Origin of the sequence: Cellulophaga baltica 18, assembly GCF_000468615.2 — a bacterium.
In the GTDB taxonomy this organism is placed as follows: domain Bacteria; phylum Bacteroidota; class Bacteroidia; order Flavobacteriales; family Flavobacteriaceae; genus Cellulophaga; species Cellulophaga baltica.
Map to the genome: position 1 here is coordinate 3749383 of NZ_CP009976.1, position 13268 is coordinate 3762650.

Consider the following 13268-nt stretch of genomic DNA (forward strand, 5'->3'; position numbering starts at 1 on the left):
AATTAGATTGTATTATTTTTTAATATACAAAGGGATAGTACCATTGACATTTTATAAATACAAAATGGTGACAAAAATAAGCAGAATATTATTACTAAATTATAATTTTTTAATGATTAATTGTGTATTTAGCTTTGAATTAGCGCTACCTCTGATACCTCCGGAAACAGGCATAGTATGCTGATAGTGGGCACTTGAAGCAAGAGGAAAATGAGTGTTCCCTGTAAAAATACCATGACTCGGATCTAAACCAAACCAACCAGTACCTGGTAAATATACATCTACCCAAGCATGGAGTTCGTATGCAGGCGCTATCATATCGAAATAATAATAACCACTAGCAAAACGTGCAGCAATACTTTGCTGCCTTAAAATGCTAATCAGCATCCAAGATAAGTCTCTACACGAACCTCTTTTTAGTTGAAAAGTTTCCTCTGGCATAAATGGGGCTCCCTCTGCTCTATATTCAACACTAAAATCATCATGCAAATGTTTGATAAGATTAGTAAGATATGAAATGGTGTTAAAGTTTGAACGCTTCAAAATAGATAAAGCATAATCAATTAATCCCTTTGAAATTGGTAGTAGTTCTAATGCAGAAAAAAGTAATTTTTTCTGCAAGTCATTATATTGAAAAGGTAATGTATTAAAACTTTGTGGATATATTAAAAAATTAAAAGGATTATAAAATTTTGTTTGAAGAACACTTTCTGCTCTAATGGTTAATTGAGTTGTCATACCTTCAAACCAGCAAAATTCTACGACATTGTTATCTTCATCTTGTACTATTTTATGACCTACGGGTTGTGGGTGAATTGTGGTTATAAAATCAGAAACATCAACGTAAGAAGTTTGGCATGGACGGAATCTTAGATAATGAGGTTCTAAAAAAACTTCTGAATCAAATAGATAAGTTGTGACATGTGTAATTTTGAATTTCATTTCGTACCTATTTTAATACTAACTTAATAAAGGTGATGTAGTAATGATGATTTTCGTTTAAGTGGCTATTTGATTTTCAATGGTAAAGAAAGATTCATAAACTGCTGTAGATATTCCATTTAGTTTTTTCTGAATATCATCAAGATATTCATGCATGCCTCCAGAAATAATCTCATTTATCGCTGTATATTCTAGTTGTGATTTTAAAGCTCCTAATTGTTTTTGAGCACTATTACTAAATCCAAAAGAACTCCCCGATAGCGTAATAAGAGATTGCTCGGCTCTAATTAGGCAAGCTAGTATAGATCTAGGAAATTCTGTATCTAAAATTAAAAATTCTGCTATACTTGCCGAAGTTAGTTTCCCGTATTTCTTTCTATACATATCATAAGCACTGACCGACTTTAAAAGTGACGACCACTGAATTAAATCTAACGAAGAACCCACCTCATTAGGAGAGTCTAACAAGAGATGATATTTCGTATCTAAAACCCTAGATGTTTTATCTGCACGTTCAATTGCTTGTCCTAACTTACCAAAATGCCATCCCTCATTCCTTGAAATAGTAGCATCATACATACCATAAAGTAATTGACACCCATTTTTAACGTTAGTAAAAAATTCTCGTAAATTATTTTCTTTGTGACACTTGTTTTCTAAGCCTGCCTTAACTAGATAGTTTAATGCATTAATTTGCTCCCAAAATTCTTTCGTTATTTCAGGGCGTATGGCTCGTGCATTTTCTCTTGCTTTTAGAATGCAATTGTAAATAGAGTTTGGGTTTTTTTCATCAAAAGCTAAAAAATAAATCACCTTAGATTTAGACACTTTTGTGTTTAGTGATTTATACAATTCCCAATCTCCAGTAATCACTACAATAGGTTTCCATTGTTGTTCTTCATCAGGCGGCATTTCTAGAGATAAATTATAATTTACATCCATAAAGCGCGCATAATTTTCCGCGCGTTCTAGATACCTATTCATCCAATATATTGTGTTCGCTACTCTACCAAGCATAATTTTTTAATTTAATGATTTAATACCCATGTATCTTTACTTCCGCCACCCTGTGAAGAATTAACTACAATTGATCCTTTTTTTAGTGCTACACGTGTTAATGCTCCTGGGATAATTTTAATATCATCACCATAAAGAGCATATGGTCTTAAATCAACATGTCTTCCCTCTATTGTATTTTCATCGGTAATGGTAGGCACTCTAGACAGGTTGATCATAGGTTGTGCTATATAATTCCTAGGATTATGTTTAATTTTCTCAATGAATTCCTGCTGTTCTTTTTTTGTAGATTTTGGACCTACAAGCATTCCATACCCCCCAGAAGCATCTGTTTGCTTAACTACTAAATTGTGTATATTTTCCAGAACATATTTGCGGTCTTGTTCTTCATCACAGATGTATGTTTTTACATTTGGTAAAATCATATCCTCTCCTAAATAGTACTTTATAATCCTTGGAATATAGGCATAAACGGCTTTATCATCTACTACGCCTGTTCCCGGCGCATTAACTAAAACCACATTACCTTTTAGATAGGCATTAAATAATCCTGGCGTTCCCAAAACTGATTTTTTGTTGAACGCTAAAGGATCAATAAACTCATCATCTACACGACGGTAAATTACATCTACACGTTTCAAACCATTGGTTGTAATGATATAAACAATTTCATTTTGCACAATTAAATCTTTACCTTCTACCAACTCTGCACCCATTTGCTGCGCCAGATAAGAATGTTCAAAATAGGCAGAATTATATATTCCAGGTGTTAGTACAACTACCGTTGGGTTTTCTGCATCGGTAAGTGATTCTAAGGTATCTCTTAAAATATGGGTATAGTCATAGACAGACTTTACCCCTAGTTTTTCAAATAACTCAGGAAAAGTACGTTTTAAAATCTCTCTATTTTCTAACATATAGGATACTCCAGAAGGACAGCGCAAATTATCTTCGAGTACGTAGTATTGACCATCTCCGCCCTTAATTAAATCAGACCCTGTAATATGACACCAAATATCTTTTGGAGGCTTAAAACCTTCTAATTCTTTCAAATACGAATTACTTGAAAAAATCATCTCTTTAGGAATTATTTTATCCTTCAGAACCTTTTGATCATTATAAATATCTTGAATAAATAAGTTAAGTGCTTTAATACGTTGCTGCAAGCCTCTTTCTAAATGAGTCCATTCTTTATTATCAATAATTCTTGGAATAATGTCTAAATGAAGAATACGTTCTACGCCCTGATTGTCATCGTACACATTAAAAGTCATTCCCAAAGATAGTTGTGCTCTATCTGTAGAATGCTGAAGTGTGCTTAGCTTTTTCGGACTCATTTTTTGAAGTCGTTCTAAGAACAATTTGTAATTTGGCCTAACGTTATTATTTTCATCAAACATTTCATCATAAAACCCTTTGGTTTCGTAAGCTGAGAAATCTAATTTTGGCATGAAAAAAAGTGTGGATTTATTCCAGATTTAATACACCTTTCTCTTGCTGAAAATTCAGCTTAAAAAAAAAGATTAGTTGTAAATTAAAAAAGGAGTGATTAAAAAAAGTACATACTACCCATTGCAGTATATGACCTCAATATACAAAAATTAAGGGAATATCCTACACATTTACCACATAAGCTATGATTATTGCACCACTTAAGCACAAAGTTCTCAAAAAGCAATAATTACTTAAATGATAGTTTTACCGTGAATTTATTTTAGATCTAAGCACCATTGCTAATGACATATTAAAAACAGTAGAGTATCAAATGCCTGTTGCAAACTTGTTATATTTTTTAAAAAAAAATTGCACCTAGAATACATAGAGGTAACTAGATACTACTAAACAACTTGAGATTAATTTATAAACAGCAATATCAAAAATACAACTCTTGCTATCTTAAGGGAAATTACCTCACAAAAAAAGCTCCTAAATAAGAGCTTTTTTTGTGGACATTCTTATTTTTATTGACTCAAATCGGCCTCGAACCAAAAGTCTATAACGATTTCTTTAGGCCTTTGGTTTTGATCTGGACGATCTCCACCTTGTGATCCACCTTGACGACCACCTCGGCCTCCGCCACCAGGTCCACCACCTTGCCCCCCACGTGCACCTTGTCCGCCACCACCAAAACTAATATTTGATGCCGTATTCTCCTCTCGTTCTATTTTAGTAGTCACTACTCCTATGGTCAATTTTGATAAATCTACAGGAGGTGTACCAATATTTTTCTTAGGTATCATGAGTTCATAATGTAAAACATTCGCCTCCTTATCATAGTTATATGCCATACTGACCCCCAAATTATTCAGGTCTAAATGAAATTCTTGAGACAAATCAGGATTTGTATAGCGCGCCATTTTTGACATCCCCCCAAGTTCTGCTAAAATATCTGGACCTCTTTCGCCTTCTTCTTCTTCCCGTTCTTCGCTGGTTCCACGAGCATTGTCATTTCTATTAGGTTTCCCTTGTGGTACTTCTATTTCAGAAGGGTATTGAATAGCGACATTCTTTTTACGTTTGCCTTTCACATCAAAATATATAGAAAAACCACGGTGCAACATAGAAAACATTGTTGCTTCATCGGTAGTATTTAATTGTACGTAGATGTTCTTAGCATCCATGGTACTGCTATAATTTATAGTACCATCAGTATTTTCAGAAGGTCCTTGCGCTTGAATTTTGAATAGCCCAAACATTCCTAGAATACAAAGGGACAACTTAATTTTATGGAAAATAAATTTCATTTTTACTTCTTAAATTAGGTGTAATTTGCCCTAAACATATCAAATAATAGCAAACCAATAGTTTACTTTCAGTGAACAGCCCGTAGTTCTTTGTGAACACGGTATAATTACCTATTCGTTTAAATTAGTTCTCCGCCGTCATCCTCCAATAATCCTAACAGGAATCCTTATCTTTACAGGCACAATACTGATGATGAAACAATTTTGCAACAGATAAAAGCATACTTAGATCAAATAGCGAAAATATCGCATGAAGATTGGGACTATTTTACGTCTAAATTACAAGGGCGTGTTATTCCTAAGAAATCTATATTTTTAAAGGTCAATGAAATAGAAAATCATATTTCTTTTATTGAATCTGGAGTGGTGCGTTTATATATTCCAAAAGAGAATCCTGATAAGGAAATCACATTTGGTTTTAGTTTTGAAGACCAGTTTATAAGTGCGTATGATTCTTTTTTAACGCAACAACCTTCTGCCTATCAATTACAAGCATTAACAGAAACTACATTGTTAAGTATTACATATGATGATTTGCAAGAGGTTTATAAAAATACACAAATAGGAAATCTTATTGGGAGACTTACAGCAGAGCGTCTCTTCTTATTAAAATCTAAGCGAGAGCAGAACTTATTGAATCTCAACGCGGAAGAACGTTACATGAAATTATTCAAAGAGCGCCCAGAGCTTTTAAAAGTAATTCCCCTAAAATACATTAGCTCCTATATTGGTGTTACCGCTCAGGCCTTAAGCAGAATTAGAAAGCGTTTATAGTACGTGTTTTATTGACTTAGGTTCATTGTTTTGCCAAAAACAAGCCAGTACCTTTGTAAATAAAAGTTATGGCAGTAATCCTATTTGTTTTAGTGCTTTGGTATGGAGGTTTGTTTTTTCAATCGTTCTTTCTACACCGTTATGCAGCACACCAAGTATTTACCATGTCTAAAACCATGGAACGAATTACCTTTATATTAACCTGGATTTTTCAAGGCTCAAGTTACTTAAGTGCCTATGGTTATGGCGTAATGCACCGCATGCACCATGCGTATACCGATACGGATAAAGATCCTCACTCCCCTTCTCACGATCCTAATTTATTTGCGATGATGTGGCGTACAAAAACAATCTATCAAGACATCAATAAAGAACGCATTGCTGTAGATCAACGTTTTACCAAAAATGTACCGCAATGGAAAGCTTTTGACAAATTCGCTAGTTCCCGTATTTCTAGAGTATTATGGATTAGTTTGTATGTACTTTTCTTTGTTTTCTTTACTACCGCAGCTTGGCAATGGGCATTACTTCCTATCACCTTCTTAATGGCACCTATTCACGGCGTTATTATTAACTGGTTTGGCCACATCTATGGCTATGTAAATTTTCAAATGAAAAATACAAGTAAAAATTTATTCCGTTTTGACTTTTTAATGATGGGCGAAGGATACCACAACAACCACCATAAATATGCTAGTAGAGCTAATTTTGGAGTTAAATGGTACGAGATAGATGTCACTTATGTTATTATAAAACTCTTAAATGCTTTTGGCATTATCCAATTAAAACCTATCCCCTTAAAAGATAATTAATTTCAAATAGTTCTTAATTAAAGGACGTTTATAATTAGCTAAAAAATACATAATATAGAAGTGCAACAAATCAGCAACTCTATTTTATGGATTTTTTAGTTATATCTAATTTTTTCTTGTGACATCTACGGTAACCGTCATATGTTGACCTCCTCCTGAATAAACGATTCCTTTTAAAGGAACAACATCTGAAAAATCACGTCCTTTGGCTACGCGTATATGTTGATCTGATACTAAAAGATTATTAGTAGCATCAAACTCTACCCAACCTATGTCAGGTATATATAAAGACATCCAAGCATGAGAAGCATCTGCTCCTGCTAACTTGGGTTTCCCAGGTGGAGGAATAGTTTCAATATATCCACTTATATATCTAGCAGACAACCCAATAGAACGAACACAAGCCAAACCAAAATGCGCATAATCTTGGCATACTCCCTTTTTATGTTTGAACACTTCTTCTAAAGGAGTACTTATTTCCGTGAAGCCGGGCGTAAATGTAAAATCAGTATAAATTCGCGTGTTTAATTCATGCATTGCTTCCATTATTGGCCTATTTGGAGTAAAAGACACTAATGCATACGCACGTATAGCTGTTAAGAAGGTGACATGAGGCGATTCTAAATAAAACTGTCGGATGTCATTAGAGGTATCTATAGATTGCAACAACTTAACTACCGATTCCCAAGCAGGTGTTTCGGCAGGATTTATAGATAACCACGTTGGCGGATGCACTGTAATTTCATTGGTACTTTCAACGACAAGCTTTTTGTGGGCTTTTTGCAGTGAAAAATAGAAGTACTTATTTTCAAAAAAATCTTCTCGTTCCATTATAAAATTAGGCTCGGGATCAATAGTGCATTTAGAGGAATTGATTTCCTGTAAAGTATTATTACCACTTACCTGAAATACGATATTATGGCATAACGAAACCATAGATTGGTATTCGTATACTGTTTTATGTTTCACTTCGTAAATCATATTTCTGGAATTTTAGTGCTTACAAAACCAAATGTAGTTTCCGTATGGTTAAAATATTGACTTACAAATAAACCCGAAGCATCTCCAAGCAACTGTTCTAATTTTTCCATTAATAGGATTAAGTCTTTTCTAGACCCTGACTTTTTCTTTCCTTTTTTTAACAGATTAGGTTCACTTAAACGAACCAATGTTGTTGCTTCTAATAGCTTTTTTTGAATTAAACTCAACTGTACTCCAGACGTTTTTGGCATGCGATTTACACGCTTTTCAAGTTGTGTAATTTGATACACTACAGATCGCGGATTCAATTCATTTAACAATAACAATGTTAATGTATTGGTGAATTCAATAGTAGATCTATACATATAACGATACGTAATTAAACTTTCGTTATTAATTAACACACATTCTAAGAGCGATTTTTCTGTTTCGCTGTCCAACTCCTTAGATAGGATGTTTTTTAAAAAAGTACAAGTCATATAAGAAGATTCTAGATCACTTCCTATGCACTGCAAATTCCAAGAAACATCTCTTGTCATCGTATCTACCCGTAAGCCATGATATGCCATAAGCCGTATAATCAAGCCATCTAAAATATAACTAATATCATTGATTCTAGTGCTTTCTTTAAGCTTGTTACTTTCCTCGGAAATATGATCTAGTATGCGCCAACTATCGAGGCCTAGACGGTCACGTACCGCATAGGCGTTACGTAGAAATGCTTGTAAGGAATGATTCAAGGAACCTGCCTTCGTTACATCAGTAATTACAGAAATGAGTTCTTTTTCAGGATTTACTAATGTTTCTTTATCTTCAAAACCTGGCAATAATAAGGTGATATTAGAAAATGATTTTAATAAAGAGCAGAGTACTACATCTTTTTCAACATTTAAATTATCCTCGGTTTCATAGTATTTCTTTATAATAACCCGTGCCAACCGTACTAGAAAAATGGAACGTTCTACATACCTCCCTAACCAGAATAATTTTTCTGCTGTACTACTAGGTAGTACATTTTCGGTTTGCGGAATTTTATTTGGTACAAGATCTGATTTCGTGTCTTTATCCATACCAAGTACCCAAGTGTCTTTACTAATCCCTCCTGCTTGGTTAGAAACTATAAACGTACCTTCGTCCGCAGAACTTCTGGTTAACCCACCCGGCATCACTTGGTATGAATTGTTCGTTGTATCTGCCACAACATAACTCCTAAAAACAGCATTCCTAGAGGCTAATTGCCCATAAATATATGAGGGTGTTGTAGAAAAATTTACCCTTTCCTGACCTACATACAAATAAGGCCTCATATTAATCTCATTCTTCAAGGTTGCTATCTGTTGCTCATCTAATGATGACCCGTACATGGCACTACTTGTATCATCACTATATATTTTTCTAATAATTAATTTTTCTAAATTATCAAATACATATTGTTTTGCAGCTGCTTGTCCACACCACCATGTAGCGACAGAAGGTAGAATAAGTTCTTCGCCTAAAATATGCCTACATAGCTTAGGTAAAAACGCCATTAAGCCTGGATTTTCAAGAATTCTACTACCTAAAGGGTTAATAAGCATTACCTTTTGCTGCCGTACTGCCTCCATAAGACCTACAACTCCTAATTGCGAGTTCATTTTAAACTCTAAAGGATCGCAGAAAACGTCATCAACACGACGTACAATAACATCTACTTTTTTAAGTCCCTTTATGGTTTTTAGCCAAACATACCCATCACTAACTGTAAGATCTGCACCGCTTACCAAGGTAAAACCCATTAATGAAGAAAGGTAAGCATGTTCAAAATAAGCTTCATTTTCTGAACCTGGCGAAAGAAAAACTACTCTTGGCTCTTCCTTATTTTGCCATGCGAGATTGGTTATGGTTCTCTTTAATGTTTCGTAGTAGGTGTTGATTTTTCTAATCTGATTTTCTCGGATCATTTCAGGAAAAACTCGGGTCATGGCCACCCTATTTTCAAAAGTATATCCTGCTCCCGAAGGCGCATCTGTACGGTCATGCAAAACCCACATTTTACCGTTCGGTCCGCGTGCTAAATCAGCAGAATACTGTATCAATTGTTGTTCTCCAGGAATTTTTAATTTATCAACCTGTCTTAAAAATCCTTTGTGATTATAGATCAGTTCAAAAGGGATATGGCCAGAACGAATAAGTGTTCGTTTGCCATAGATATCTTTTAAAATATGGTTTAATAAAATAGTCCGCTGTTTCAGCCCTGATTCAATGACATTCCAATCTTCCTCTCCAAAAATCATGGGCACAGCATCAAGCATCCAAGGCCTGTTCATCCCATCCGGATCACCATAAATATTATAGGTAACCCCATTTTCTTTCAATTGCCGCTTTAGTTGAAGCTGGCGCTCGTCCATCTCTTCTTTCCCTAACGTATTAAAGGTATCCAGAATCTTTTCCCAATGTGGATGCACTGACCCGTCAGGCGACGTTATTTCGTCAAAATAGGGAGAATTACTTTTAACTTTTCTATGTAATAAAGAAGAAATCATATCTTCTTTATAAAGCTGGTTGTCCATTATTGAATTTTCTTTTTCGCTTTAAATTGTCTCAAATCCATAGTATACGGATAATCAGGATTTACTACGTCACCACTAATATCATATTGCGTAGTAATTTGTATTGGTGTAATATAGCGCCCTGCAGACTGTTGTGTTGCTATGGTAGGTTCTACCAAATTAACGGTATGTCCAAAATCAAAGAATCTAGAAATACGTCGTGATTCTGCCTCATAGCTGTTCACAGGAAAAGTTTCATAATTGCGCCCTCCTGGATGTGCCACATGGTATTTACAAGCTGCCACAGATTTTTTAGACCAGGTATCATACAAATCAATCACTAAAGGAGTATCAGCCCCTAGCGTAGGATGTAATGCAGAGGGTGGCTGCCATGCGCGGTAGCGTATTCCTGCTACATATTCGCCCTGAACTCCTGTATTTTTTAATGGAATACGACATCCATTACATATCAGTATATAACGAGAATCTGTTAATCCGCTTACTTTTACTTGAATTCTTTCTAATGATGAATCTACAAAACGTGCTGTTCCCGTACTAGACATTTCTTCTCCTAGTACATGCCAAGGTTCAATCGCCATGGTTAATTCTATATGGATATTATCTACTTGTAATTCTCCTAAAAATGGAAAACGGAAGGCAAAAAATGGATCAAACCAATCCAAATTCATTTTGTATCCTGCATTTTGCAAGTCCTTCATCACATCGCCTAAATCATTAGAACAATAATGTGGTAATAAAAACCGATCGTGGAGTGCTGTACCCCAACGCACTAATTTATGTTCATAAGGTTTTTCCCAAAACCAAGCCATTAAGGAGCGTATCAATAAAAATTGTACCATACACATTTGATAATGCGGTGGCATATCAAATCCTCTAAATTCTAAAATCCCTAAACGGCCTGTTGAAGAATCTGGAGAATACAATTTATCAATACAAAATTCTGCTCTATGCGTATTTCCCGTAATATCTACCAACAAGTTTCTGAAGATACGATCTACCAACCAAAACGGTACTTCGTTTTCTTTTAGGTCTTCTGGTATTTGCTGAAAAGCCAATTCTAACTCGTATAACATTTCATCACGCCCTTCATCTACTCGTGGCGCCTGACTTGTAGGACCAATAAACTGTGTAGAAAACAAATACGATAATGAAGGGTGATGTTGCCAATACGTAATAAAACTACGCAATACATCTGGTCTGCGAAGTAACGGACTATCGGCTGGAGTAACTCCTCCAAGCGTTACATGGTTCCCACCACCAGTTCCGGTATGTTTCCCGTCTAGATTAAACTTTTCTGTAGTTAATTGAGTTTCCGCGGCTTTTTTATAAAGAATATCATAATTATTGAGAATTTCTTTCCAACTACTTGCGGGGTGTACATTCACCTCAATAACGCCTGGATCAGGTGTAATTTGAAATTTCTGAATGCGATTATCTGAAGGAGGATCATACCCTTCTATAAGAATAGGCATCTGCAACTTCTCTGCCACCACCTCAATATGATTAACCAATTGAAGGTAATGTTCAAAATGCGTAAGCGGTGGTAAAAATATAAAGAGTTTTCCTGATCTTATTTCTACCGATAAACTGGTGATAAAAATAGAATCACTATCTGCTATTTGCTGACGCCCTTCGCTACTTTCTATATTTTCTTTTATAGTGGGTAAGGTCTCCGCAGCTTCAAATAAACTAGGCTCCGGCTTTACTTTCACTTCTTCGTGATCAAATGCCTGAATAGATTTCAACGGCAATCGTAAGCCTAAGGGAGAGTTCCCTGGAACTAGAAATAAGTTTTTTCTACGAAATTTCCACGCACAGGTTTCCCACGTGCTATTTTCAAAACTCCATGCAATTGGAATAGCATAACCGATAGGTTTATTCATCCCGTGTTGCAACAATTCTGATAAACGCTGACGTTCTAATGGAGCTTCTAAATCGAGTTTTAAAGGATCTACATCTATAGGTATATTACTTTCTTCCCAAGCAAAATAAAACGGATCTTCATACGCCGGGTGTATACATTTTTGGTTTAATTGCAAGGATGCTGCTAAAGCGTTCATAAATGTATCCGCATCATCTACCGTAAATTTATAATCGTGAGATAGGTCTGCTAAAAGTTGATCATTGTTCCAGATTGGCAAGCCATCTTTACGCCAATAACATCCTAATTTCCAACGAGGCAAAGGTTCTCCAGGATACCATTTTCCTTGCCCGTACAGCATTAAGGCACCCGTACCAAATTCATCTTTTAGTTTATGAAAAAGTTCATTCGATAATTTCCGCTTTTGTGCACCATCTGCTGCAGAATTCCACTCTGGTGCATCCTGATTGTCTGTTGCCACAAAAGTGGGTTCCCCTCCCATGGTTAGCCGCACATCTTTAGCTAACAATACCTTATCCACTTGCTCCCCTAGGGCTACAATTTCATTCCACTGTTCGTCTGAATAAGGTTTAGTTACTCGGGGTTTTTCTACAATACGGGTCACCGTATTTTCAAAATGAAATTCTGTTTTCGCAGCTTCTGCAAGTCCTGAAATTGGGGCCGCACTATCTGGATTAGGAGTACAAGCTAAAGGAATGTGTCCTTCCCCTGCAAACAAGCCTGAGGTTGCATCTAGACCTATCCAACCAGCTCCTGGAACATATACCTCTGCCCAAGCATGTAAATCTGTAAAATCTTGTTCCGCTCCAGAAGGTCCCGTAAGCGATTTAACATCTGCTTTTAATTGTACCAAATACCCCGATGCAAAGCGTGATGCTAAACCTAAATGACGCAGCAACTGTACCAATACCCAAGTAAAATCACGACAAGAACCTGATTTTAACTGCAGGGTTTCTTCACAAGATTGTACTCCTGCCTCCAAGCGGATGTTATAGGATAATTGATTGTATATTAATTGGTTTAAGGCAACCAACCAATCAACCATATTCATATCATCGGTTAAAAGCGATTTTGCTTCCTTAACCAGAATAAGCATCAGGTTATCTTTTTCTTTTATCTCTAAATAAGGCGATAATTGTTGTAGTAAGCCATCCTCATACGTAAAACCTGGTTTTGAAGCATATTCTTCAATAAAAAAGTCAAAAGGATTAATCACCACCAGATCTGCAATAACCTCTACATCTACTGAGAAATGATCTACTTTATCTGGAAAAACAATTCTAGCCATATAGTTTCCAAAAGGATCTTGCTGCCAGTTGATAAAGTGGTTTTTAGGATGAATATTTAAGCTATATCCAATAATAGGTGTTCGAGAATGTGGTGCTGGGCGAAGCCTAATTACCTGTGGTGATAATTTTATGTGCTTATCGTATTTGTATTCTGTGTAATGCCTTATGGCTACTTGTATTGACATCGACTGAGAAATTAACGTGAGAACTAACTAAGCGTGAAATTGACCCTTAGAATTTTTTATAATACTGAAATTAGTAATGCTTATTTAGCTTTT

The 13268-nt window shown here is 35.6% G+C and carries 9 protein-coding genes; 2 read left to right on the forward strand and 7 right to left on the reverse strand.

The genetic code is table 11. The features are described 5' to 3' along the window. Nucleotides 1-99 precede the first annotated feature (99 nt). From M666_RS16070 to M666_RS20565, 4 genes are all read right to left on the reverse strand, one after another. The gene (locus M666_RS16070; protein ID WP_029446680.1) at nt 100-942 is read right to left on the reverse strand and encodes a transglutaminase family protein; all 843 of its coding nucleotides are present in this window, start codon (nt 940-942) and stop codon (nt 100-102) included. Between the two features lie 57 nt (nt 943-999). Further along, a complete protein-coding gene (locus tag M666_RS16075) occupies nt 1000-1959 on the reverse strand; it encodes an alpha-E domain-containing protein (RefSeq protein WP_029446681.1) in 960 nt (319 codons plus the stop codon). Nucleotides 1960-1970: 11 nt separating this feature from the next. Next, nucleotides 1971-3410 carry a circularly permuted type 2 ATP-grasp protein gene (locus M666_RS16080; protein WP_029446682.1) on the reverse strand — a complete coding sequence of 480 codons (1440 nt, stop codon included), beginning with the start codon at nt 3408-3410 and terminating at the stop codon, nt 1971-1973. 510 nt (nt 3411-3920) lie between these two features. Further along, nucleotides 3921-4703 (reverse strand): hypothetical protein, encoded by a 783-nt coding sequence (locus M666_RS20565; protein ID WP_193353726.1) that lies wholly within the window; start codon nt 4701-4703, stop codon nt 3921-3923. Nucleotides 4704-4907: 204 nt separating this feature from the next. Here M666_RS20565 and M666_RS16090 point away from each other — a divergent pair, with 204 nt between their 5' ends. Together M666_RS16090 and M666_RS16095 are read left to right on the forward strand one after the other, a co-directional pair. Then, nucleotides 4908-5477 carry a Crp/Fnr family transcriptional regulator gene (locus M666_RS16090; protein ID WP_029446684.1) on the forward strand — a complete coding sequence of 190 codons (570 nt, stop codon included), beginning with the start codon at nt 4908-4910 and terminating at the stop codon, nt 5475-5477. A gap of 68 nt (nt 5478-5545) precedes the next feature. Then, nucleotides 5546-6289, forward strand: coding sequence for an acyl-CoA desaturase (locus tag M666_RS16095; protein WP_024481030.1), 744 nt, complete (start codon nt 5546-5548; stop codon nt 6287-6289). A 105-nt stretch (nt 6290-6394) separates the two neighbouring features. Here M666_RS16095 and M666_RS16100 read toward each other — a convergent pair whose 3' ends face one another. From M666_RS16100 to M666_RS16110, 3 genes are read right to left on the reverse strand one after another with little or no spacing between them, the layout of a single operon-like run. Beyond that, entirely contained in the window at nt 6395-7270 is an 876-nt protein-coding gene (locus M666_RS16100; protein WP_024481031.1) for a transglutaminase family protein, read from the reverse strand. Beyond that, nucleotides 7267-9819: a circularly permuted type 2 ATP-grasp protein gene (locus M666_RS16105; RefSeq protein WP_082007922.1), complete on the reverse strand. Its 2553-nt coding sequence runs from the start codon at nt 9817-9819 to the stop codon at nt 7267-7269. Before M666_RS16105 ends, M666_RS16100 begins: the two co-directional genes overlap by 4 nt. Continuing rightward, nucleotides 9819-13175 carry a transglutaminase family protein gene (locus M666_RS16110; RefSeq protein ID WP_029446686.1) on the reverse strand — a complete coding sequence of 1119 codons (3357 nt, stop codon included), beginning with the start codon at nt 13173-13175 and terminating at the stop codon, nt 9819-9821. Before M666_RS16110 ends, M666_RS16105 begins: the two co-directional genes overlap by 1 nt. Between the last annotated feature and the right edge of the window lie 93 nt (nt 13176-13268).

Bases quoted from the DNA above. Each gene is read 5' to 3' on its own strand.
- M666_RS16070 (WP_029446680.1), bottom strand. From the start codon at position 942: ATGAAATTCAAAATTACACATGTCACAACTTATCTATTTGATTCAGAA.
- M666_RS16075 (WP_029446681.1), bottom strand. From the start codon at position 1,959: ATGCTTGGTAGAGTAGCGAACACAATATATTGGATGAATAGGTATCTA.
- M666_RS16080 (WP_029446682.1), bottom strand. From the start codon at position 3,410: ATGCCAAAATTAGATTTCTCAGCTTACGAAACCAAAGGGTTTTATGAT.
- M666_RS20565 (WP_193353726.1), bottom strand. From the start codon at position 4,703: ATGAAATTTATTTTCCATAAAATTAAGTTGTCCCTTTGTATTCTAGGA.
- M666_RS16095 (WP_024481030.1), top strand. From the start codon at position 5,546: ATGGCAGTAATCCTATTTGTTTTAGTGCTTTGGTATGGAGGTTTGTTT.
- M666_RS16100 (WP_024481031.1), bottom strand. From the start codon at position 7,270: ATGATTTACGAAGTGAAACATAAAACAGTATACGAATACCAATCTATG.
- M666_RS16105 (WP_082007922.1), bottom strand. From the start codon at position 9,819: ATGGACAACCAGCTTTATAAAGAAGATATGATTTCTTCTTTATTACAT.
- M666_RS16110 (WP_029446686.1), bottom strand. From the start codon at position 13,175: ATGTCAATACAAGTAGCCATAAGGCATTACACAGAATACAAATACGAT.